The sequence below is a fragment of the Stenotrophomonas sp. K-6 genome (assembly GCF_056861555.1).
This window is the reverse complement of sequence record NZ_JBSPUC010000002.1, coordinates 167,971-190,236: the sequence shown is the minus strand read 5'-3', so window position 1 is coordinate 190,236 and position 22,266 is coordinate 167,971. Positions and strand designations below refer to the sequence as shown.

The 22,266-nt window shown below is 66.9% G+C and carries 15 protein-coding genes; 2 read left to right on the top strand and 13 right to left on the bottom strand.

What is annotated here, in order from left to right; genetic code table 11:
* Nucleotides 1-10: 10 nt before the first annotated feature.
* The 4 genes from lpdA to AC13F7_RS06195 are packed head-to-tail and all read right to left on the bottom strand — an operon-like array spanning nucleotide 11 to nucleotide 5,066.
* The gene (gene lpdA / locus AC13F7_RS06210) at nucleotides 11-1,417 is read right to left on the bottom strand and encodes a dihydrolipoyl dehydrogenase (RefSeq protein WP_482999594.1); all 1,407 of its coding nucleotides are present in this window, start codon (nucleotides 1,415-1,417) and stop codon (nucleotides 11-13) included.
* Between the two features lie 3 nt (nucleotides 1,418-1,420).
* Nucleotides 1,421-2,764: a dihydrolipoamide acetyltransferase family protein gene (locus AC13F7_RS06205; RefSeq protein ID WP_482999593.1), complete on the bottom strand. Its 1,344-nt coding sequence runs from the start codon at nucleotides 2,762-2,764 to the stop codon at nucleotides 1,421-1,423.
* 3 nt (nucleotides 2,765-2,767) lie between these two features.
* Nucleotides 2,768-3,811, bottom strand: coding sequence for an alpha-ketoacid dehydrogenase subunit beta (locus AC13F7_RS06200; protein ID WP_070427218.1), 1,044 nt, complete (start codon nucleotides 3,809-3,811; stop codon nucleotides 2,768-2,770).
* Between the two features lie 4 nt (nucleotides 3,812-3,815).
* Nucleotides 3,816-5,066: a thiamine pyrophosphate-dependent enzyme gene (locus AC13F7_RS06195; RefSeq protein WP_482999592.1), complete on the bottom strand. Its 1,251-nt coding sequence runs from the start codon at nucleotides 5,064-5,066 to the stop codon at nucleotides 3,816-3,818.
* Nucleotides 5,067-5,328: 262 nt separating this feature from the next.
* On the opposite strand from AC13F7_RS06195, the gene AC13F7_RS06190 reads away from it, so the two are divergent.
* Nucleotides 5,329-6,240, top strand: a complete 912-nt coding sequence (locus tag AC13F7_RS06190) for a LysR substrate-binding domain-containing protein (RefSeq protein ID WP_176989816.1) — start codon at nucleotides 5,329-5,331, stop codon at nucleotides 6,238-6,240.
* On the opposite strand, the gene AC13F7_RS06185 is transcribed toward AC13F7_RS06190, so the two are convergent.
* The 8 genes from AC13F7_RS06185 to AC13F7_RS06150 all read right to left on the bottom strand — a co-directional run bounded on the left by AC13F7_RS06185 (nucleotide 6,210) and on the right by AC13F7_RS06150 (nucleotide 18,079).
* A complete protein-coding gene (locus tag AC13F7_RS06185) occupies nucleotides 6,210-7,361 on the bottom strand; it encodes a YkvI family membrane protein (protein WP_482999591.1) in 1,152 nt (383 codons plus the stop codon). The genes AC13F7_RS06190 and AC13F7_RS06185 overlap by 31 nt on opposite strands.
* Nucleotides 7,358-8,362: a class A beta-lactamase gene (gene bla, locus AC13F7_RS06180; RefSeq protein ID WP_482999590.1), complete on the bottom strand. Its 1,005-nt coding sequence runs from the start codon at nucleotides 8,360-8,362 to the stop codon at nucleotides 7,358-7,360. The genes AC13F7_RS06185 and bla overlap by 4 nt, the downstream gene beginning before the upstream one ends.
* Complete coding sequence (locus tag AC13F7_RS06175) at nucleotides 8,359-9,402, bottom strand: N-acetyltransferase DgcN family protein (RefSeq protein ID WP_482999589.1); 1,044 nt, start codon at nucleotides 9,400-9,402, stop codon at nucleotides 8,359-8,361. The genes bla and AC13F7_RS06175 overlap by 4 nt, the downstream gene beginning before the upstream one ends.
* Before the next feature lie 183 nt (nucleotides 9,403-9,585).
* Nucleotides 9,586-11,799 (bottom strand): TonB-dependent receptor, encoded by a 2,214-nt coding sequence (locus AC13F7_RS06170; RefSeq protein WP_482999588.1) that lies wholly within the window; start codon nucleotides 11,797-11,799, stop codon nucleotides 9,586-9,588.
* A 52-nt stretch (nucleotides 11,800-11,851) separates the two neighbouring features.
* Nucleotides 11,852-13,150, bottom strand: coding sequence for a peptide MFS transporter (locus AC13F7_RS06165; protein ID WP_481468338.1), 1,299 nt, complete (start codon nucleotides 13,148-13,150; stop codon nucleotides 11,852-11,854).
* A gap of 19 nt (nucleotides 13,151-13,169) precedes the next feature.
* The gene (locus AC13F7_RS06160) at nucleotides 13,170-15,194 is read right to left on the bottom strand and encodes a serine hydrolase domain-containing protein (protein WP_482999587.1); all 2,025 of its coding nucleotides are present in this window, start codon (nucleotides 15,192-15,194) and stop codon (nucleotides 13,170-13,172) included.
* Nucleotides 15,191-16,189 (bottom strand): dipeptide epimerase, encoded by a 999-nt coding sequence (locus AC13F7_RS06155; RefSeq protein WP_482999586.1) that lies wholly within the window; start codon nucleotides 16,187-16,189, stop codon nucleotides 15,191-15,193. The genes AC13F7_RS06160 and AC13F7_RS06155 overlap by 4 nt, the downstream gene beginning before the upstream one ends.
* A 33-nt stretch (nucleotides 16,190-16,222) precedes the next feature.
* Nucleotides 16,223-18,079, bottom strand: coding sequence for a serine hydrolase domain-containing protein (locus tag AC13F7_RS06150; RefSeq protein ID WP_482999585.1), 1,857 nt, complete (start codon nucleotides 18,077-18,079; stop codon nucleotides 16,223-16,225).
* A gap of 405 nt (nucleotides 18,080-18,484) precedes the next feature.
* On the opposite strand from AC13F7_RS06150, the gene AC13F7_RS06145 reads away from it, so the two are divergent.
* A complete protein-coding gene (locus tag AC13F7_RS06145) occupies nucleotides 18,485-19,120 on the top strand; it encodes a helix-turn-helix domain-containing protein (RefSeq protein WP_481468332.1) in 636 nt (211 codons plus the stop codon).
* A gap of 3 nt (nucleotides 19,121-19,123) precedes the next feature.
* Here AC13F7_RS06145 and AC13F7_RS06140 read toward each other — a convergent pair whose 3' ends face one another.
* Nucleotides 19,124-22,243 (bottom strand): galactose-binding domain-containing protein, encoded by a 3,120-nt coding sequence (locus AC13F7_RS06140; RefSeq protein ID WP_482999584.1) that lies wholly within the window; start codon nucleotides 22,241-22,243, stop codon nucleotides 19,124-19,126.
* Between the last annotated feature and the right edge of the window lie 23 nt (nucleotides 22,244-22,266).

Sequence of the window (22,266 nt, the reverse complement as noted above, 5' to 3'; positions counted from 1 at the left end):
CAGACCTGCCTCAGATATGCAACGCATGCCCCAACGCACGCAGCGCCGCTTCCTGCACCGCCTCACCCAGCGTCGGGTGCGGGTGAATCGTCCCGGCGATATCCTCCAGCGTGGCGCCCATCTCAATCGACTGCACGAAGGCGATGGACAGCTCCGATACCTGCACGCCCACGGCCTGCCAGCCGAGGATGCGGTGGTCACTGCTGCGTGCGACAACGCGCACGAAGCCATCGGTGGATTCCAGCGACATCGCGCGGCCATTGGCCGCAAACGGGAACAGCGCGACCTTGGTCTCGATGCCCTGTGCCGTGGCCTCGTCCGGCGACAGCCCGACCACCACGATTTCCGGATCGGTGAAGCACACCGCCGGAATCGCGGCCGGCACGAAGTGGCGCTTCTTGCCGCTGAAGATCTCGGCCACCAGTTCGCCCTGCGCCATCGCCCGGTGCGCGAGCATCGGCTCACCGGCGACATCGCCGATGGCCCACACATTGCGCATCGAGGTCTTGCACTGGTCGTCGATCTTGATCGCCTTGCCGGTCAGATCCAGCTGCAGCGATTCGAGATTGAAGCCGTCGGTCTTCGGGCGACGGCCGACCGCGACCAGGATCTGGTCGGCGTCCAGCGCAATCTCGTTACCGTTGGCATCACGCACGCGCAGCTGGCCGTTGTCGGCCAGGCCGAGCACGCTGTGGCCGGTCAGCAGCTTCACGCCGGACTTCTCCAGGTGCGTGGCCACCGGCTTGGTCAGCTCGGCGTCGTAGGCCGGCAGGATGCGTTCCTGGGCCTCGACTACCGTGACTTCGCAGCCGAGCTTGCGATACACCGTGCCCAGTTCCAGGCCGATGTAACCGCCACCGACGACGATCAGCTGCTTGGGCAGCGAGGTCGGCGAGAGGGCTTCGGTTGAGGAGATGACCTTGCCGCCGAACGGCAGGAATGGCAGTTCCACCGGCACCGAGCCGGTGGCCAGCAACAGATGCTCGCAGGTGATGCGCAGCGTGCCGCCATCTTCGGCGGCACCGGCGATCTCGACGGTCTTGCCGTCGACGATCGTGGCCCAGCCCTTGATCAGCTGCGCGCCGTTCTTCTTCAGCAGTGCGCTGACGCCGCCGGTGAGCTTCTTGACGATGCCGGCCTTCCACGCCACGGTCTTGGCCAGGTCCAGCGAGGGGGCCTGGACGCTGATGCCCAGCGGCGAGGTGCCCGCCGCATACGCGGTGACCTTGGCGAATTCCTCGGCGGCATGGATCAGCGCCTTGGACGGAATGCAGCCGATGTTGAGGCAGGTGCCACCCGGATTGACGCCCTCGACCACGATGGTCTTGACGCCGAGCTGGCCGGCGCGGATGCCGGCGATGTAACCGCCGGGACCGCCGCCGATGATCAGCAACTGGGCTTGAAGGGTATGGGACATCGCTTACTCCACGAACAGCAGGGCCGGGGTTTCCAGGCGCGTACGGATCGCCTGCACGAACTCGGCCGCATCCATGCCATCGACGATGCGATGGTCGAACGAGGACGACAGATTCATCAGTTTGCGTGCCACCACCTGACCCTCGCGGAACATCGGGCGTTCGATGATGCGGTTCACACCGACGATCGCGACTTCCGGATGGTTGATGATCGGGGTCGACACCACACCGCCCACCGCACCGAGGCTGCTGATGGTGATGGTCGAGCCGGACAGCTCCTCACGGGTGGCCTTGCCCACGCGCACGGCGTTGGCCAGGCGCGCGATCTCGGTGGCGGTCTGCCACAGGTCCAGCGACTCGGCATGCGCGACCACTGGCACCGACAGGCCGACCTCGCTCTGGGTCGCGATGCCCAGCTGCACGCCCTCGTAGCGGGTCACGATGTTGGCCTGGTCGTCGAAGCGCGCGTTCATCTGCGGGAAGTCGCGTGCGGCCAGCACCACGGCGCGCGCCAGCAGCGGCAGCAGGGTCAGCTTGCCGCGCTCCTTGGCCCAGCGCTCGTTGAGCTTGGCGCGCAGGGCTTCCACTTCCGTGACGTCGATTTCTTCCACATAGGTGATGTGCGGAATGGTCGACCAGGACTGCTGCATCTTCTGCGCGATCTTGCGGCGCAGGCCCATGATCGGCACCTGCTGCTCGCCGGTACGGCGCGCATAACTGCTGCCGCCGGCACTGCCACCGACCGGCTGTGCCTTGCCACCGGCGGCGGCGTAGGCGTCCAGATCGGCCTGCAGAATGCGACCGCCCGGGCCGGTAGCCGGCACGTAGCGCAGCTCGATCCCCAGGTCCCAGGCGCGGCGGCGCACGGCCGGCGAGGCCAGCGGGGCTTCACCGGCGTTGAGCACGCCGTTGGTGACCGCGCCACGCGCGTCCTGCTTGGCGGCAGGGGCGGGGGCGGATGCCGCGGCGGCCTTGGCCGGCGTCGCAGCCGGTGCAGCCTCGGCGGCGGCCGCAGGTGCCGCTGCGGGCGCAGCCGCCTTGGGCGCAGCAACCGGTTCGGCCGGCGCGGCAGCAGCCGGTGCACTGGCGGCGCTGGCGTTGCCCGCGCCGTCCACTTCCAGGCGGATCAGCTCGCTGCCGACGGCCATCATCTGGCCGGGCTTGCCGCCCAGCGAGACCACCGTGCCTGAGACGGGCGAGGGGATCTCGACCATGGCCTTGTCGGTCATGACCTCGGCCACGACCTGGTCTTCGGCGACCGGGCCACCGACCTCGACCTTCCAGGTGATCAGTTCGACTTCGGCGATACCTTCACCGATGTCCGGCATCTTGATGACGTGATGTCCCATGGTTCAGTCCTCCAGCACGCGCTGCATTGCATCGATGACCCGGGACGGACCCGGGAAGTAGTCCCATTCCTGCGCGTGCGGATACGGGGTGTCCCAGCCGGTAACGCGTTCCACCGGGGCCTGCAGGTGGTAGAAGCAGTGCTCCTGCACCAGCGCGACCAGCTCGGCGCCGAAGCCGCAGGTGCGGGTGGCTTCGTGCAGCACGATGCAGCGGCCGGTCTTCTTGACCGAGTTGACGATGGCGTCCAGGTCCAGCGGCCACAGGCTGCGCAGGTCGATCACTTCGGCGTCGATCCCGGCATCTTCGGCGGCGGCCTTGGCTACCCACACGGTGGTGCCGTAGGTGATGATCGTCAGTGCCTTGCCTTCGCGGGCGATGGCGGCCTTGTCCAGCGGCACGTTGTAGTAGCCCTCCGGCACCAGGTTGTCCGGGTACTTGGACCACGCGGTGACCGGGCGGTCGTGGTGACCGTCGAACGGGCCGTTGTACAGGCGCTTGGGCTCCAGGAAGATCACCGGATCGTCGTTCTCGATCGAGGCGATCAGCAGGCCCTTGGCGTCGTACGGGTTGGACGGCATGACGGTGCGCAGGCCGGTGGCGTGCGCGAAGATCGCTTCCGGGCTCTGGCTGTGGGTCTGGCCACCGTAGATGCCACCGCCGCACGGGGTACGGAACACCAGCGAGGAGGTGAAGCTGCCGCCGGAGCGATAGCGCATGCGCGCCGCTTCGGAGACGATCTGGTCGTAGGCCGGGTAGATGTAATCGGCGAACTGGATTTCAGCGACCGGGCGCAGGCCGTAGGCGGCCATGCCGATCGCCGCGCCGGCGATGCCGTTCTCGGAAATCGGCGCATCGAACACGCGCTGCTTGCCGTACTTGGTCTGCAGGCCGTCGGTGCAGCGGAACACGCCGCCGAAGTAGCCCACGTCCTGGCCGAAGACCACCACGTTGTCGTCGCGTTCCAGCATCACGTCCATCGCCGAGCGCAGCGCCTGGATCATGGTCATCGGCGTGCCGCCGGTGTTGTTTTGTTCAATCCCGCTCATGTATTCAGACTCCCAACTGCTGACGCTGGCGACGGAGGTGTTCGGGCAGGTCTTTGTAGACGTCTTCGAACATGAGGGCCGCGCCGGGACGGTTGTCGCTGCCGAGCAACCCGTGGGTCTCGGCTTCCTTGAGGGCACGCAGGATCTCGGCATCCAGTTCGGTGCGCAGTTCGTCGTGCTGCTGCTCGCTCCACAGGCCGCGCTTGATCAGGTGCTGCTTCAGGCGGTCGATCGGATCGCCGAGCGGGAACTGCTGGGCATCATCGGCGGGGCGGTACTTGGACGGATCATCCGAGGTCGAATGCGGCCCGGCGCGGTAGGTCACCCACTCGATGAGGGTGGGGCCGAGATTGCTGCGGGCGCGTTCGGCGGCCCAGCGCGAGGCGGCGTACACCGCCAGCAGATCGTTGCCGTCCACACGCAGCGACGGAATGCCGTAGCCCACGCCGCGTGCGGCGAAGGTGGTGTTCTCACCGCCGGCAATCGCCTGGAAGGTGGAAATCGCCCACTGGTTGTTGACCACGTTGAGCACGACCGGTGCGCGGTACACGTGCGCGAAGGTCAGCGCGGCGTGGAAATCGCCTTCGGCGGTCGCGCCATCACCCACCCATGCGGTGGCGATGCGGGAGTCGCCCTTGATCGCCGAGGCCATCGCCCAGCCCACCGCCTGGATGTACTGGGTGGTCAGGTTGCCGGAGATCGAGAAGAAGCCGTAATCCTTGTACGAGTACATGATCGGCAGCTGGCGGCCCTTCAGCGGGTCGGCCGCGTTGGACAGCACCTGGCACATCATGTCCACCATCGGCACTTCCTTGGTGACCAGGATGCCCTGCTGGCGGTACGTCGGGAACTGCATGTCGTCATCGCGCAGTGCCAGGGTCTGGCCGACGGCGATGGCTTCCTCGCCCAGGCACTGGATATAGAACGAGGTCTTCTTCTGGCGCTGGGCGATCAGCATGCGCGCGTCATAGGCGCGCGTCTTGAGCATGGCGTGCATGGCACGCAGCAGCACGGCGTCGTCGATATCGGCGGCCCACGGGCCCACGGCGTCGCCGTTATCGTCCAGCACGCGGATCAGCTGGCCGGTCAGCGGCGCGGTCTGGCTGGCGCTCACGTCCACGGGCGGCTTGTCGACCGCGCCGGCGGGGCTCAGCTTCAGATAGGAAAAGTCGGTGGCCTGGCCGGGACGGGCGCTGGGCTCGGGCACGTGCAGACGCAACGGCTCGCTCGTGGCGGGAATCTGGGGTGATGACATGTCAGGGGCCTCGCTGGGCTTGGGTCATGGAGCTACAGGCATACCGCAGGCGGGGGGCAACGGTAATGGCGATGTTGGCGCGCCGACATCCGGTCGGGATCTCGTCGCGAAGCGGGTAAGGACCAGCGCTTGCAAGGCGGCTGGGGCCATGGCGCATTGCACCCAGTGTGAAGTCTAGAGGCACAGCGGCTTATCGTAAATTTGTTTAATTGCGTATGAGGTATTGTTTATTCAGATATCTTCGTTCCGTGGGAGCCTGTGCATGCAAATCCCCGCCAACATGACCCTGCGCCAGCTGCGGTACTTTGCCGAAGCGGCCGAGTTGGGGCAGTTCTCGCAGGCCGCACGCAAGCTGCACGTCTCCCAATCGGTCATCACCACAGCAGTCGCCCAGCTGGAAGCGTCGTTGGGGCTGAAGCTGTTCGACCGCATGCCGCACGGGGTGGGGCTGACCGCCGAGGGGCACCGCTTCCACCAGCATGTGCGGCACATCCTGGATACGCTGCAGGACGCGCTCAGTGAGCCCATGTTTCTGGCCAACACCTTGCCGGGCCGGGTGCGGATCGGCGCTTCCTATACGGTGCTGGGCTACTTCCTGCCGAGCCTGCTGGCGCGCTTTAAGCGCTCTTACCCGCAGGTGGAGGTCGACCTGGTCGACATGGACCGCGCCGCGATCGAGCAGGGCGTCAGCAGCGGCGACCTCGACTTCGGCCTGTGCATCATTTCCAACATGGCCGAGCCCTACGTGCTGCGGCGTCAGGTGCTGATCCGCTCGCGCCGCCAGCTGTGGCTGGCCGAGTCGCATCCGCTGCTGCAGCTGCCGGTGATCAGCCCGGCCGACGTGGAGCCGTATCCGTACATCATGCTGATGGTCGACGAGGGCCAGGAGTCGGCCATGCGCTACTGGCGCTCGGTCGGGCGCGAACCCAACGTCGTGTTCCGCACCTCGTCGCTGGAAGCGCTGCGCGGCATGGTCGCCTACGGGTTCGGGGTCAGCATCCTGTCGGACATGGTCTACCGCCCCTGGTCGCTGGAGGGGCGCCGGATCGACGTGCGCACCCTCACCGATGCGGTACCGCCGATGGAAGTCGGCCTGGTCTGGCGCCCGGACGAAGACCTGTCCGCGCCGGCACGCGCACTGCATCAGTTCCTGGTCTTCGCCTGTGGCGGCTGAGTGGCGATGACCTCGAACGCCTGCCCGCGGCGAGACCCGATCTGCCACGCCGAGTACGCCAGCAGCGGCACCACGTAGGTGGCCAGGATGGCGTAGGCCAGCAGCCGGTAGCCCTTCGCGATCAGCGCCACCAAGCCGATGCCATCGGCCAGGAACACGGCCATCAGCAGGATCGCCACGATGATCGCCACACGGACCCCGCGCTTCGGTGCGGCACCGGTGCGTTCTGTCCAGTTGACGCTGATGCGGCCATCCACCGAGGCCATCAGCGTGACCCCGGTTTCCACCAGCGCCACCATGATCATCAGCCGGAACAGCCACTGGAACCACGGCAGGCCAAGCTGGCCCAGCATGAGGTCGGACGGCAGCGGGGCATCGGCGATGTCCGGCAGGAACGCGATCATGCAGATGTAGAACACGATCGCCGGCAGGATCGCCAGCGGGCCGGCCAGGGCGCCGGCGATGACCGCATCGCGGCGGCACAGCAGGTGGCGCACGACCAGCAGGATCGAGACCGCCGCGAACATGTTGTAGCCGGCGTAGGTCACGCCGTTGAGGACCCAGTCCGGGCCGAGTTCATGGGTGTTGGACAACTGCGACATCGCGCCGCCGCCGAAGCGGTACAGGATCAGGCAGGCAGCGATCGCGTAGACCAGGTACATGAAGGCCGACATCAGCTTGAACATGCGCTCGACGGCGTTGGTGCCGGCCTGCACCACGCCGGTGATGATCGCCACCAGCAGCAGGGTGCCGACGATCCGCGGCCAGCCGAACATGGTCGCGGCCAGTTCGCCGGCAGCAGCGCCGAACACGGCCAGCACCACCACGATCAGCGCCAGGTAGGCCACTTCGAAGGTCCACCAGCCACGGCCGAGCAGATGCCGGAAGAAGGTGCGGTAGTCGTTGGCACGGATCGCCCGTGCCAACAGGAACGTCAGGATGCAGATCACGCTCCAGATCAGCATCGACAACACCATCGCCGCCAGGCCGCCCCAGGGGCCCGACGGGAGGAAAAACTCCGCCAGCTCACGGCCGGTGGCGTATCCGCCGCCGATCACGGCGGACTTGAACGCCAGACCGGGCAACAGATACCGCTGGAACCGGCTGGCGGCGGCGGTCACTTGCGGGCGGCCGCAGGCTGCAGCAGGTAGAAGTCGCGCACGGTGCGCGCGATCTCGGCGATCACCCGCTCACGTTCGCTGCGCGGGGCATTGCTGGCTTTGACGAACACCGAAATGGCGAACTGGCTGCCGTCGGGCAGGGTGACCACGCCCACATCGTTGACGGTGCCGGCCACGGTGCCGCTCTTGTCGGCTACCTTGGTGCCTGGCGGCAGGCTGCCGCGCAGGCGTGCACTGCAGGTGCGGCAGCGTTCCATGATCTGCACCAGCACCTCGGTGCTGGCCGGGCTCAGCGCCCTGCCGGTGAACAGCTGGGTCAACAGGGTGGTCATCGCGCGCGGCGTGGAAGTGTCGCGCGGATCCTTGTCGAAGGCTTCGTTGCCGGATTTGGTGCGCTTGACGACCTCGGGGTCGAGAGTCAGTTCGGCAACACGCTCCTTGGTCAGCGGTTCATCGCCCAAGCCGAAGATGTCGCTCAGCAGCTGGCGCGTGTTGCGATCCAGGCGCTGGCCTTCGATCCCCTGCGCACGCAGCCAGGCGGTGACCGCGGCCGGTCCGCCGGCCTGCGCCACCAGCACATCGGTGGCGGTGTTGTCGCTCTGGGTCAGCATCACTTCCAGCAGGTTGTGCACCGACAGGCTCACACCGTCGTGGATGAAACGATCCGCGATCACTTCCGAATCGACGTAGAAGGCCTTCGGTACCGGCACCATCGTGGTCAGTGCCAGCTCGCCGGTATCCACCTTGCTCAGGATCACCGCTGCAACGGCGACCTTGAACGTGCTGGCCATCGGGAAGCCTTCATCCGGATTCAGATGGACCTGCGCGCCCTTGCCATCCAGGCGCCACGCCGAGACGCCGACCTTGCCGTCGATCAGGGTGGAAAGCCGTGCGACTTCCGTTTCAACTGGACTGGCCTTGCTGGCGCTGAAGGCGGCGAGCGGGCTGAGACCCAGCAGCGCCGCAATGCACAGACTCAAGGTACGGGGTGTCTTCTTCATGCGATGCAGGCCTCGAGCAGACGGTTGAATTCCCCATCTTGACGCATCGGATCGGCTGCCGGCAGACCCAGGCGCGCGCTGACTTCTGCACAAGCGGCCGATGCCGCTTCGTCGCTCATGCCATGAGTGTTGAGGCTGACGCCGACGCAGCGGATAGCCGGATTGGTGCGGCGGCCCAGCTGCACGGTCAACGCGATCACGTCTTCGATGGAGGGCAGCGGGTAGTCGGGGTAACCGAGCACGTGCTGGCGCCCCGGCTGGTGGCAGACCACGAACACGTCCGGCTGACTGCCGTGCAGCAGGCCAAGGCTGACGCCGGCGTAGGCAGGGTGGAACAACGAGCCCTGGCCTTCGATGACATCCCAGTGATCGGCGGCCGCATCCGGGCTGAGCAGTTCAGCGGCGCCGGCAGAGAAGTCGGCCACCACCGCGTCCATCGGAATGCCGCTGCCGGCGATGAGGATGCCGGTCTGGCCGCTGGCGCGGAAGTCGGCGTCCACACCACGTTCGCGAAGGCCGCGGACCAGGGCCAGCGCGGTGTACTTCTTGCCGAGTGCGCAGTCGGTGCCGACGGTCAGCACGCGCTTGCCGGTACGCTTGCGGCCATTGCCGACCGGAATGCCGCGTGGCGGCACGCGCACGTTGATCAGCTGGCGACCAGTGCGTTCGGCGGCGGCGGCCAGTTCCGGGATATCACCGAGTTTGTGGTGCATGCCGCTGATCAGGTCCAGGCCTTCCTCCAGCGCCTCGACCAGTGCCGGCAGCCACTGCGCCGGAATCACGCCGCCACCGTTGGCCACGCCGATCACCATCGCACGGGCACCGGCGGCACGCGCCTGGGCGGGCGTCATCGTCGGCAGGCCGGTGGTGATCGGGCAGCCGGGCAGGCTCCACTCGGCGACGCACACCTCCGGCGCCCAGTCCTTCAGGCCGATCGCGGTCTTGGCGAAGCCCGCTTCGGTGGTATCACCCAGGAACAGCAGGTAGGGCTGGGGGAGGGCGGCAAGAGCGAGCACTTCAGCGGTCGGGGTCGAGGTCATGACGGAATCCAGTAGGCGAGCGGCAGAGGGTGAGCACCCACGACGGCGACGGCGGCAGTCGTTGGCCTCGTTGGACCTGTATAAGTCCTAATCAGAGAATATGCAACCTAAATAGGATAAATGCTCAGTCGTTGTCTACTGGCAACCGGCGACAGAACTGCCGCCGGGCGCGAGGCATCGGCTTCAGTACCGATAGTCGATCAACATGCCGATGGTGCGCGGCTGCAGCGGCACACCGGTCACCGCCACGTAGCGGTTGAGCGCGTCGCGGACGGAGCCGGTGGAGACATAAGCACGCTCATCGGTGGCATTGCGGGCATACAGGCGGACCGTCCACGTCATGTTGGTCAGCTCGGCATGCAGGTCCAACGCGTTGTAGCTGTCGATCTCATAGGCGCCAGCCACGCGCTCGCCGGTGACCCGGTAGCCCGCACCGACCCGGCCCTGCCACTGGTCGCTCACGTCGAAGTCGTAATCGATGGTGCTCGACCAGCTCAGGCGCGGCGTCATGGGCATGCGGCCACCTGCGACCAGGCCGCTCGACGTCGGCACATCCCCGATCTTCGAATCGATGTAGGCCGCGTTGAGGCCAACGGTCAGGCGCTCGGCTGGGCGCACCATCATGCTCAGCTCCGCCCCCTGGCTGCGCGCGCTGCCGGCATTGCCCATCCAGCTCAGGCCGTTCTCGGACACGCGCACCTGGATGTCGTCCCAGTCGATGCGGAACAGCGCCAGATCGATCATCGCGCGGCGGTCCCAGAAGTGCGATTTGAAGCCGAGTTCGACGTTGTCCAGCGTGTCGGCCTTGGTCATCGGCACCACGCCGGAGGTCGATACGTTGGGACCACCCGGGCGGTAGCCGGTGGCGTAACGGGCGTAGATCATCGAGCTGTCGTTGAGGTGCCAGCGCGAGGCCAGCTTCCACGTCGTCACGTTGTCGTCGGCGGAATCGGCCAGATCGATCGGCCGCGGACCGTACAGCAGGCCGATGCTGTGCTGCTCGAAGTCCTGCTGGTTGCGCGCATGCCGCACACCGGCGGACAGATCGAAGCGGGGGCTGAACTTATACGTTACGTCGGCGAAGATCGCCTGCTCGTCGTAGGTGCCCGGCAAGCTCGCGGTGCCGGGGTTGAACGGCAGCGGGATGCCATTTGCATCGTAGGCACTGACCTGCTGGCGGTTGGCGTTCTTCTCGCCGGTGAAGAAGGTACCGAGCAGCCACTCGACGCGCTCGCTTTCCTTGGAACTCAGGCGGAACTCCTGCGTCCATTTGCGCGTGCCGAGGAAGACATCGAACTGCGCCTGGCCGGCGGGGTAGGGGGTCAGATACGGCCATGCCACGCCATAGACCAGCGAGGAGTCCTGCACTTCATCCATGCGGGTTTCGGAGAAGCTGGTGGCGGAGACCAAATCCACACTGCCCAGGTCCCAGTCCAGAATCGCCGAGTAGTAATCCGTTTCCATCCGGTACGGCGTCGCGCGCTGCAGGATGCCTTCGAGCGGGCCGCGGATCGGCGCCAGCGTGGGGTAGGTCAGCCCCACCGCGCTGGAGTTGTCGGCATCCACGATCTGCGAGAGCGCCTGCACGCGCAGGTTGGCGGTGTCGCTGATGCGCCAGGTCAGCGCCAGGCGGGAGGCCAGCTGGTAGTAGCCGTTGCTGTCCTTGGCATCCTCGCCGATGAGGTCGGGCTGGTCGACGTACCCGGGCGTGCTCTGACGCGAGAGGCTGGCGCGCATGGCCAGCTTGCCTTCAATGAGCGGTACGTTGAACGCAGTACGCACGCCGATGCCGGTATCGCCGGCCTCCTTCGTGGCGTTCACATCCGTACCGGCGCGAAACTCGAACGCATCCGGATCGGCCGCCTTGGTGATGTACTTGAACAGCCCGCCCATCGAGCTGGCGCCGTACAGCGTGCCCTGTGGACCGCGCAGCACTTCCACGCTCTGGATGTCATACGGCAGCAGGTCCAACGCGTAGGTGGTCGCGCGCTGTTTGTTGCTGCTCGGGCCGATCGGCGTGTCATCGATGTAGGTACCGATGATCGAGCCGCCCCCGAGAGGCGCGACTCCGCGCAGGGCCATCGTGGTCTGTCCGGGCGCGCCGCCGCTGTCCACCTGGAAACCGGGCACATACGCGGCGAAGTCGTTGAGCCGGGTCGCACCAATGGCTTCAAGGCGCTCTTCGCTGATCACGCTGACGCCGGCCGCCACCTCCATGACGTTCTCGCTGCGCTTCTGTGCGGTGGCCACCACGCGATCGAGCTCCACCACATCGGGGGTGCTGCGGTTGCCATCGGTGTCGGCATCGGCGTCCTGGGCCAGGGCAGAGGCGGCAAGGCCCATGCAGCACAGAGAAACGGTGGTGGCCAGGATCGAACGTGTCATCGTCTTGCGCATGCGGCGGACTCTCCGGAATCAGGAACGGGGTCAGGCAGAAAAACGACCGGGATTACGTGTTGCGCGCGGGCGTCCCATTGCCCCCCAACAGCGGCCGCGCGCGTCGTTCCAGCTGCAGCAGCAGCACCGCAACGAGCATGCAGGTCGCGCCCATCAGCGAGAAGAACACGGTGCTGGACAGCGTTGACCACAGCATGCCGACCGCGCCGGCCAGCAGGTTGCCGCCGAAGGACGCGAGGAACCAGAACGCGATGATCGTCGCGCCGAAGCCTGCGGGTGCCAGACGCGCGAACAGACCCAACCCCACCGGCAGGATGAACAGCTCGCCGAAGGTGAAGATCGCAAAGAACAGCGCGGCCCACAGCCAGCCGACCTTGGCCGACGGTTCGCCGCCGAGGATCGCCACCAGCACGAACGACAGGCCGACCACGGCGGCGCCGATCGCCATCTTGGTCAGCGCCGCAGGTTCACGACCGCCTCGCGCCTGCCGCGTCCAGCGGCGCACCAGCAGCGGGGTGATCAAGAACACCAGCAGCGGATTGAGCGAGAAGAACCAGGTCATCGGAATCGTGAAGTCCGCAGTGAGCACGCGGTCCACGCCGGTGTCGAGCCAGATCGCGATGGTGTTGCCGATCTGCTCGTAGGCCAGCCGGAACACCACGATGAGCCCGGCAATCATCGCCATCAGCTGCAGCAGCGGGCGGTACGCCGGTTGCCAGAGCGCCGAGAAAGGCAATGTGGCCCGCTCGCTGCGCGGCGGGTCCGGCGGCAGGTGGCGGCGCCCGCTGATGTAGATCACCAGCCCCAGCAGCATGCCGATGCCGGCGGCGGAGAAACCTACATGCCAGCCGTATACCTCCCCCAGCGTGCCGCAGATCAGCGGGGCGAGAAACGCGCCGAGGTTGATGCCCACGTAGTACACGTTGAACGCCGAGCCACGACGCGGATCATCGCGCTGGTACAGATCGCCGACCTGGCCGGGCAGGGTCGGCAGGAACAGGCCATTGCCCAGCACGATCGCCAGCAGGGCCGGGTACAGCAGCGCATCGAAGGCCATCAGGAAATGGCCGAACGCCATGATCGCCCCGCCCAGGATCACCGCACGCCGCTTGCCCAGCCAGCGATCGGCGAGCATGCCGCCGAACACCGGGCTCAGGTAGGCCAGCGCGGTGTACAGGCCATAGATCATGGAGGCCTGTTCCTGCGAGAACAGCAGCTGCTTGGTCATGTAATAGACCAGCAGCGCGCGCATGCCGTAGTAGGAAAACTTCTCCCACATCTCGGTGAGGAACAGGATGGTCAGGCCCGGCGGTTGCCCGAACCAGGCCTTGCGCGGTGCATCAATCGTCATCGGGCGGGGCGTCCGTCGGTCAGAGCTGCAGGCCGGTACTGATCAGGCGCTGGGTGATGGCGACGAACGCCACCACCACGCCGGCCAGTGCGACGACCCCGGCGCCGTAGCGGCGCACGCGGGGCCAGCTGGCCGGCGCGCGGACCGCCACCCACACCAGGGCCACGGCTGCCAACACGCTCAGCCACGACAGCGCCTGCACCAGGATCAATGGACCGTTGGTGTAGGACGAGATCGCGCCCGGCCCCGCGATCGATTTCACGTACAGCGCCCAGGCGACCACAGTGCCCAGCTGCGTGGTGATCGACAACGTCTGCAGCCGGCGCAGGCCGCGGCCTTCTGCCGGTGCGCTGACCCGGTAGTAACGACGTACGAACACGCCACCGATGCGCAGCACGGCCGACAGCGTCAGCAACCCCAGTGCGACAAACAGCGCAGGGCGCAGCCACGCCGGTGAACGCCACGCGGGAATCGGCTCGAAGCCGAACACCGAAGCGAACGGACCGCCGGAGAAGTACACCGGCCGGCCATCCTCGACCTTCACTTCCAGCAGCCCGCGACCGTTCTCCTGCTGCCACAACCACGGCGACACCTCGCGCCAGCGCAGCAGTTGACCGTTCAGGCCCTTCTGGCCATCGACGGTGATCGTGCCGTCGTCCTCCGGGTGCACGCGGGTCGGCGCGAACAGCGAGAGCATGCGCAGATACGAACTGTCCGAACGGCGTGTGCTCTGCCAGGTCACGCCGGCCAATGCTGCGGCATGTTCGCGCGCGACAGCGGCATCCACGCCCGGGCCGGCTGCCTGGATCGGCAGCGTCGGCAGGAAGTTCTCCACGAAGCGCTCCCACACCTGGGCGCGCAGGGCCGAGCCGGCCGCATCACGCCCCACGCTGTTGGTGGAGACGAACACGCCGATGTTGCGTTCGGGGATCATCCACAGCCACGAGTAGAAGAACAGCATCGTGCCGCCGTGCGAGCGGGTGTCGTAGCCGCCGGTGTCCGAGGCCATCCAGCCCAGCGTCATGCGCGGCAGATGCGGCAGGATCGCCGCCTGCGGGGTCAGCATCTGCGCGTTGGTCTCGGCGCGCATGATGCGCTGCCCATCAAGCTCGCCATGATTGAGCGTGGCCATCATGAAACGTGACATCGCCGACCCGGAGGCGTACAGACCGCCCACGCCCGGCGCGGTGTTCTTCTCGGCCGGATAGCTTTTGCCCGAGCCCAGCAGATAGCCCTTGGCGGCATGCGGCAGCAGCTCGGCCGGCAGCTTCTGCTCGAAGCTGGCGTACTGCATGTCCAGCGGCTGCAGGATGTGCTGGCGGGCGTAATCCTCGAAGCGCTGGCCGCTGACGCGCTCGACGATGTACGAGGCGATGCCGGTGGCGTAGTTGGAGTATGCCGGCTTGGTGCCCGGCGCGGAGATCTGGTTGGGCACCCAGTCCTTGAGGAAGTTGTCGCGGTTGGCCGGATGGTCCGGACCCAGCACGATCAGATAGCGCATGCGCTCTTCCAGACCGCTGGTGTGGGTCATGATCTGGCGCAGCGTGACCGGCTCACCCTTGGCCGGGACCTTGATGTCCAGGTAGGTGTTGATGTCGGTGTCCAGGTCCAGCTTGCCCTGTTCGACCAGCTGCATCACCGCGGTCCAGACGAACAGCTTGGAGATCGAGCCGGGGCGGAACAGGGTGGTCTTGGGATCCACCGGTGTGCGCTTTTCCACATCGGAGAAGCCAAAGCCGCGCTCGGTGACGACCTTGCCGTTCTCGACCACGGTAACCACGGCGCCGGCAAGATCGCCCTGCGCCATCAGGTACGGCACCAGGCCATCGAGGAAGGTGTCCACGCGCGCCGCATCCAGCGTGCCGGTCGGTGCCGGCGCGGGCGTGATGGTGTCAGGCGATTCGGTGGTCGCGGGGACCGGTGCAGCAGCGGGCGTCGGCGCCTGCGCATGCAGCGGCGAGAACGCTGCGGTCGATGCCAGCAACATGCCAGAGATCAACGTGCGCCACTGGGTCGCGCGCGGACGATGCGATGTCGTGCTCATGCGTGCACTCCCTTGCCCCATACGGCATCGTCGCAGTGCACCAGTCCGTCGTCATAGCGCAGGCCCGGGACGCGGTCGTCGCTCAGGAACAGCGGGCCATCCAGATCCACCACGTCGCAATGCTGGCCCACGATGAAGGCCGGGCCCATCGCCCAGCTGCTGCCGATCATGTTGCCGACCATCACCTGCATGCCCAGCGAGCGTGCCTTGCCGACCATCGCCAGGCTTTCGGTGAGTCCGCCGGCCTTGTCGAGCTTGATGTTGATGACGTCGAACAGGCCTGCCAGCGCGTCGATCTCTGAAACGTCCTGCACACTCTCGTCGGCGGCGAACGGCAGCGGTCGTGCGAAGCCCTTGAGCTCGGCTTCGCGGCCGCGCGGCAAGGGTTGTTCCAGCAGCTGGATGTCGTTCTCCAGCAGCACCGGAATCAGCGCATCGAGCACATCCACGCTGTAGCCCTGGTTGGCATCCACACCCATCCAGACGTCCGGGCGCACCTTGCGCACGGCGCGCACGCGTTCGACATCGATATCCAGATCGCCACTGAGCTTGAGCTTGAGTGCCTTGGCCGGTGCATAGCGCCCGATCGCGATCGATTGCATGGTCGCCGGGTCATCGGCGCCGAGCGTCCAGGTGGTCAGCAAGGGCCGTGTCTGTGACAGGCCCGCCAGCGCCCAGGCGTGCTTGCCGGTGCGGCTGGCTTCCAGATCCCACAGGGCGCAGTCCAGCGCGTTGCGCGCGCCACCGCGCGGCAGCAGCTGCTGCAGCTCGGCGCGGGTGATGCCGGCTTCGATCCGCGCACGCAGCAGTTCCAGCGTGGCCAGCATCTGCTCGGGCGTGTCATCGAAGTAGTACACGCCGCTGGCTTCGCCACGGCCGCGATGGCCGCCGTCTTCCAGTTCCACGCGCAGTACCGGGGCGTGTTCGAACACGTAGCCGCTGATCCGGAACGGGGCCAGCAACGCAAGCGAGTCGATCTGCAGGGTCAGTTTCACAGGATGTCTCCAGCCCCGTGGTGGGGCTACGGGTCAGTAGTTGAGTGCGAAGTCGGCCAGGCCCATCAGGACCAGCACATAGGCGAGCACGCAGGCGGCGATCAGCAGCAGCACGGCCCACAGGCGCGCGAGCCTGCCGCGCCCGGCGCGGAAGGTCTGCACCAGATTCCAGGCCGTCGCGCCGATGCCGCCGACAATGGCGATCACCGAGGCGATGCCGAGCGCGATGATGGTGGGGTCGAGCCGGTCATCGAGGCGGGCGAAATCCGCCGATGCCCACGCCATCACCGCCAGCGCCGCGGCAGGCACCAGCAGCAGGAACCAGCAGGCGGCGCGGCTCAGGCGATAGGCCAGCAGAGTGCTGCGCGGCCAGCCGAGCACACGGCCATGACGACGCCGCACGAACGCCGCGATCGGCCAGGCCAGTGCGGACAACGCCAGCACGGTCACGGCCGCGGTCAGCAACGGCTTGAGCCACAGCGCCGAGCGGTAGCCTTCCGCGGCCAGGAATACGTTGAACGGCGAGGACGAATCCACCGCGAAGCCGACCGGCTTCCCATCCTTGAGGATGGCGGCCAGGCGCAGTTCGCTGTTGCTCGCCTGCCACAGCCACGGTCCAATCGGCTTGAAGGTGGTCGGCTGCCCGTTGGGCTGCTTCAGGCGCGGTAGACGCAGGCTGCCATCGTCGAGTGCTTCCAGGCGCGTCTGGGTGAGGATGCCGGTGCGGCCGATGCCGGTTTCGGCACGGCGCGAATCGAGATAGCTCGGTGCGGCCAGCAGGCGAGCCTGCTGCTTGGCCAGCGCGGCGTCGGCGGCCACGGCCGGGGCCGGAGTAGCGGCCGGGAAATAGCGATCGGCAAAGTTCTCCAGCAGCTCACGCCGGATCGGGCCGGTGATGCCATTGGCGCCGGCACTGTTGAGCGAAACGAACAGGCCGACATCGTGGTCGCGGAACAGGAACAGCTGCGAGTGGAAGGAGTAGGTGTCACCGGCGTGGGACACCACGCGCTGGCCATTGACGTCGATCTCATAGAAGCCGAGCGCCATGGTGTTGAGCGGCGGCGCGAAGCGCGTCTGCGGGGTCAGCATGAGCTGGCTGGTCGCCGCTTTCAGGATGGCCGTGTCATGGCCGCCCGCCGCGCTCAGGTGCGCGATCATGAAGCGCGCCATGTCGCTGCCGGTCGCCGACAGCGCACCGGCCGGGGCGGATGGGGTGACCTCGAACGCCCGCGGCTTGCCCGAGCCCAGTGCGTAGCCCTGGGTGACCAGGGCACGCAACGCCGGTGGCAGCGGCTGGCGGAAGCTGGCGTGCTGCATCTGCAGCGGCACGAAGATGTGCTGCTCGACGTACTCGGCGAACGGTTGGCCCGACACACGCTCGACGATGTAGCCGGCCAGGCTGGTGCCGTAATTGGAGTACGCGGGCACAGTGCCCGGCGCGAAGATCTGCGCCGGCACGCGGCGCTTGAGGTACGGCCCCAGTTCGATGCCGCCGGCCTCGGCCACCGCCTCGCTGGTCCACATGTACTTGATGTTGGCCTCGAAGCCACCGGTGTGCGTCATCAGCTGGCGCAGCGTGATCGGCAGGCCGCGTTCGGGCACCTTGAAATCCAGGTACTGGTTGATGTCCGCGTCCAGATCCAGCTTGCCGGCTTCCACCAGCTGCATCACCGCGGTCCAGGTCATCAGCTTGGAGACCGAGGCCATCCGGAACAGGGTGCGGTCCGGATCCACCGGCGTCTGCTTGGCCACATCGGAGACGCCGTAGCCGCGACGGACCAGGATCTGGCCGTCCTTGACGACGGTCACCACCGCACCGGCGATGTCCCCGCGTGCGATCGCATAGGGCATGAAGCCATCCAGCCAGGTGGTGGCATCGTCCGCCGTCAAGCGGTCAGCCGACCCCGTGGCGGGTGGCGTCGCCGCCTGCGGCGGGGCCGGCGGCCGCTGTGCGTTGGCATGGAAGGAAACCAGCAGTCCACAACACACCGCGACAAGCCCTGATAACACACGCATGTGACGATCCCCTTAAAACCATCTCAATCAGACAACAATATTCCTGATTAGAGAATTGTCAAATGCGCGTGATCGTCGACGGGCTGCGCCAGCATGCGTGAATAGGGCGCTTTGTACGCTCTGAAGACGGGGTTATCGGCTCGTTGAGAACGTTTTCAGCGGTCTGGGCACCGCAATAAGAGACAAACGCGCCAAGAAACCATCCTGATCAGGATGGCATTCATGTCTACGTAGTATCGTATCCGCAACTTCACCAGCAATAGCCCAAAGGTCCTGTCGATGAGCCCCAAAAGCCCGACGCTCGGAACCCTGCTGCGCGGTCTTCGCACCCGCCAGGGTTGGACGCTCAAGGAAATGAGCGAGCACACCGAAATCCCCCTGTCCACGCTGTCCAAGATCGAGCATGACCGCTTGACCTTGACCTACGACAAGCTCCAGCACCTGGCGCAGCGCCTGAACCTGCGCATGTCCGAGCTGTTCTCCGAGCCGGACAGCGACAGCGCGCCCAAGCCGGTCACCGCCCGGCGCAGCCTCGGCTCGCTGGACAAGGCGCTGCGGGTCCAGACCGACAACTACGACTACTACTATCTGTGCACCGAATTGCGGCGCAAGCGGATGATTCCGATCCTGACCAAGGTGCGCGCCAAGACCACTGCCGAATTCGGCGACCTGGTCCGCCACCCGGGCGAGGAATACGTGCACGTGCTGGAAGGCCGCATCCAGGTCCACACCGAGTTCTACGATCCGGTGGTGCTGGAAACCGGGCAGGGCATCTACATCGACAGCCAGATGGGCCACGCCTACATCGTCGATACCGGCTGCGAGGAAGCGGTGCTGTTGGCCGTGTGCGCGAGTGCGGACGAAGACCTGATGGAATCGCTGATCACCCTGCATGAGCACGAGGGGAGTGTCTGACGCTCACCACGTCGCCTCCAATCTGCGGAACGGCGCGCTGATCAATACGCCCCGTGCATCGTAATCACGCACGCTGCGCCCATCGATCCGCACGGAGGATGGGCGCGTGCGGCTTGGCCACCACACGCGTACCGCGGTGTCCTTGCGCAGCCCCTTGCCCAGTGTGACCTGCAGCGTGCCATCGCGCTGCATTGCCTGCATCGCCAGGGTCCCATAGGCGGTCGGCAGGCGATCCACCGCCAACCCGTCGCCGGCCACCCATGACGGTGGTGCACCCGGCAGCAGCGACAGCGCGTCATCGTCTTCGCGCATCAGCATCCCGAACAGCGTGCGCCCGTACTCCGCACCGATCCAGGTATGCGGCATGTCGCCGAGATAGCGAGGGAAGCGCGAGCGCGAATGCACGACCTCGGCCAGCACCTGCCACTCCAGCGGGCGGCGGTCATGCAGCAGTCCCTGCAGCAGTTCATCGGCCGCCTCGGGCTGGTCCAGATGTACGTAGCTCAGCACATTGCGGATTTCGTACGGGGTATACGCATAGAGCGCGTCCGGCCGGCTGCGCTTGCGGACATCGTCCAGATAGCGCGCGAACGTGGTGCGCAGTGCCTCGGCCGGCAGCACATCCTGCGCGCCGGTGGGGTCCAGTGCGATCGATACGCCGGTCGGGTCGCCATCGCCGAGGTCGGCCGAAGAGGGAATGAAGTCGATGCCCTTCCACGCCATCGTGGCGCGGATCGAGGCGGCCAGCGCATCGTGCAGGGCGGTGTACTGCCCGCGCGCCCATGCAGCGGTTTCGTGATCGCCCAGCGACTCGGCCAACCATGCGCCGTCATGCCAGCCCTTCAGGCCCCAGTAGTCGTCCCAGTAGCTGTGCGTGGGCGACGGGTAGCCCTCGTGGCTGATCGATGGTGCCAGGATGCCGGCGAAACGCTCCGGCGCGGGCTGGCTGGCCAGGTAGCCGGGCACCAGTGTGCGCTCGCGTAGTTCCTGCAGGAAGCGCATTGCCGCCTTCACCTTGGGCAGATACGCGCGCACCGACTCCGGCCCGCCATCCAGCCGCGCGACGTCGGCGACCAGACTGATGTACTGGCCTTGGCTGTCGTATTCGATATCCGAGCCGAAGCCGGTGTTGACGCTGCCGTCGTCGTTGAGGATCGGCGAGACCAGGCCGTTGGCGTGCACGCCGTGCTCGCTGTACCAGGCCAGGTAGTCGCGCGCGACCTTGGATTCGCCCATGCGCAGCAGTACCGCCGAGGTAGCCATGCCGTCGCGGATGAAGGACCGGTTGTAGTTGCGCGGGCCGGGCTGCATCGCCGGGCCGGTCTGGTTGATCAGCATGTAGGCGGCCTGCGCGCGCAGCATGTCCACGAGAGAGGGATCAGGCAGACGCAGCCCGACCTGGCCCAGGCGCGTCTGCCAGTCGTCCGATGCACGTTTGGCCAGCGCGTCGTAGGCGGCATCGGGTGCACGGGGTGTGCCGGACAGATCCAGCGCGGGCGCATCCGGCAGGGAGCCGTCTTTGGCTGTTGCCGCGGTGCCGAGCGGGAAGGCGACCACCACCGAGCGGGTGGCACCCGGCGCGAGCTGGATGCGGTAGGCCAGTGCGGCGGAGGCGAGACCCTCGGGGTCGCTTGCCTGCATCGCCGCAGGCAACGTGCCGCCAGCGATCGCCGCGGTGATCTCGGTGCTGCCGTCCGGGCCGAACGGTGCCGCACCGGCAGCATCCACCGGCGTCAGCGACTGCAGCAGGGTGCGACCGTTGATGCGCACGCGCTGCCCCTCGATGGCGACCTCGCGGATCGGTGACAGGCCTCCGTTCTGCCACGGCGGATTCATCTGCATCGGCCGCACTGCCAGGGTCAAGGTACCGTCGATGGGCGCGCTGCCGGTGTTGCGCAGGCGGTGACGCACGAAGGTCACCGGCTGGCCACCGAGCTCGACCGCAAACGCCTCGCTCTGGAGTTCAAGGTCGGGTTGCGGCGACCAGGTGGCCGAGGGCATCGGCTTCCAGTCGTTGCGCAGTGCGTGCTGCACTGGCTGGTCTGCGGCGCCTGTGGCAACACCGTCTGCGTTGCGCCAGATCGGCTGCACCAGCGGCGCGCCCTTGAAGGCCTCGAGGTTGCCGTATTCGTCGAAGATCGATTTCTGCCGGCCGGCGTGGATGCCGACCGCGGTCCAGTAGGTCTGCTGCATGTGCAGCGAGGCCGGAAACAACGCGCGTTGCGCGCCACTGGCGGCGATCTGATAGCGCTTCATTGGCGTCATCACGGCGTTCGGGCCGAGCAGGCGCAGGCGGTCAACCTGTGCCGCATCACCCTCCACGGTGAGCCGCAGCGCTGTGGCGGTCACGGCGGCGTTGCCAGCCAGCCAACTCTGTTGCCGTGTACCGGCCTGCGGGTCGCGCGCAAGGTCCACCCAGCGCCCCTGCGCATCGCGTGCCTGCAGCCGAGCAGCGCCATGCGCGCCTGTCCAGTCTACGGCCAACCCGGTGGTGGTCACGGCACGGGGCAGCGTGATCTCAAGCATGTGGGTGCCGTCCTTGCCACGCGGAAGCGTGACCGCGCTGCCGCCTTGCCAGAGCGCCGCGGCTTGGGCTGCATCCACGCCGGCTACGCGCGCAGTAGTGGTGCTGTCCAATGGCTCCAGTTCGAAGATCGATACCCCCCAGTCCGAGGTGCGCGCCGGGCTCGCCAGGCGCAGGTAGCGCGCCGGGCGCGGGGCGAAGTAGAGCGTCTCGATACCGCCGAGCGAATCGCGCATGGTGTAGGCCGGCTGCCACTGCTGCCCGTCCAGCGAGGTCTGCAGGCTGTAGCCCTCGGGATTGGACACATCCCAGGTGATCTGCGCGCCGCTGAGCGTGCTCGGCGTGCCCAGGTCCACCTGGAACCAGTGGCCGGGGCTGAACGCGCCGCCGGTCACCGTCTTCGCATCGCCATCGATGAGGTGGCTGACCGCCATCGCCGGGACCTGCTGCGAGGAGCTGCTGGCCTGCCATTGGCTGCGCGGCGGCAGGCTCTGGGCAGCCGCGGACAGGCTCAGCGCGAGGGCGGAGGCGAGCAGGGTGGCAGCCAGGACGCGGCGCGGCCGGTGCACAACAGTCGAACGGTCAGCATGCAGCCCCATCAACGTGCTCCTGATCTGGAACC

Bases quoted from the DNA above. Each gene is read 5' to 3' on its own strand.
- lpdA (WP_482999594.1), bottom strand. From the start codon at position 1,417: ATGTCCCATACCCTTCAAGCCCAGTTGCTGATCATCGGCGGCGGTCCC.
- AC13F7_RS06205 (WP_482999593.1), bottom strand. From the start codon at position 2,764: ATGGGACATCACGTCATCAAGATGCCGGACATCGGTGAAGGTATCGCC.
- AC13F7_RS06200 (WP_070427218.1), bottom strand. From the start codon at position 3,811: ATGAGCGGGATTGAACAAAACAACACCGGCGGCACGCCGATGACCATG.
- AC13F7_RS06195 (WP_482999592.1), bottom strand. From the start codon at position 5,066: ATGTCATCACCCCAGATTCCCGCCACGAGCGAGCCGTTGCGTCTGCAC.
- AC13F7_RS06190 (WP_176989816.1), top strand. From the start codon at position 5,329: ATGCAAATCCCCGCCAACATGACCCTGCGCCAGCTGCGGTACTTTGCC.
- bla (WP_482999590.1), bottom strand. From the start codon at position 8,362: ATGAAGAAGACACCCCGTACCTTGAGTCTGTGCATTGCGGCGCTGCTG.
- AC13F7_RS06175 (WP_482999589.1), bottom strand. From the start codon at position 9,402: ATGACCTCGACCCCGACCGCTGAAGTGCTCGCTCTTGCCGCCCTCCCC.
- AC13F7_RS06170 (WP_482999588.1), bottom strand. From the start codon at position 11,799: ATGCGCAAGACGATGACACGTTCGATCCTGGCCACCACCGTTTCTCTG.
- AC13F7_RS06165 (WP_481468338.1), bottom strand. From the start codon at position 13,150: ATGACGATTGATGCACCGCGCAAGGCCTGGTTCGGGCAACCGCCGGGC.
- AC13F7_RS06160 (WP_482999587.1), bottom strand. From the start codon at position 15,194: ATGAGCACGACATCGCATCGTCCGCGCGCGACCCAGTGGCGCACGTTG.
- AC13F7_RS06145 (WP_481468332.1), top strand. From the start codon at position 18,485: ATGAGCCCCAAAAGCCCGACGCTCGGAACCCTGCTGCGCGGTCTTCGC.
- AC13F7_RS06140 (WP_482999584.1), bottom strand. From the start codon at position 22,243: ATGGGGCTGCATGCTGACCGTTCGACTGTTGTGCACCGGCCGCGCCGC.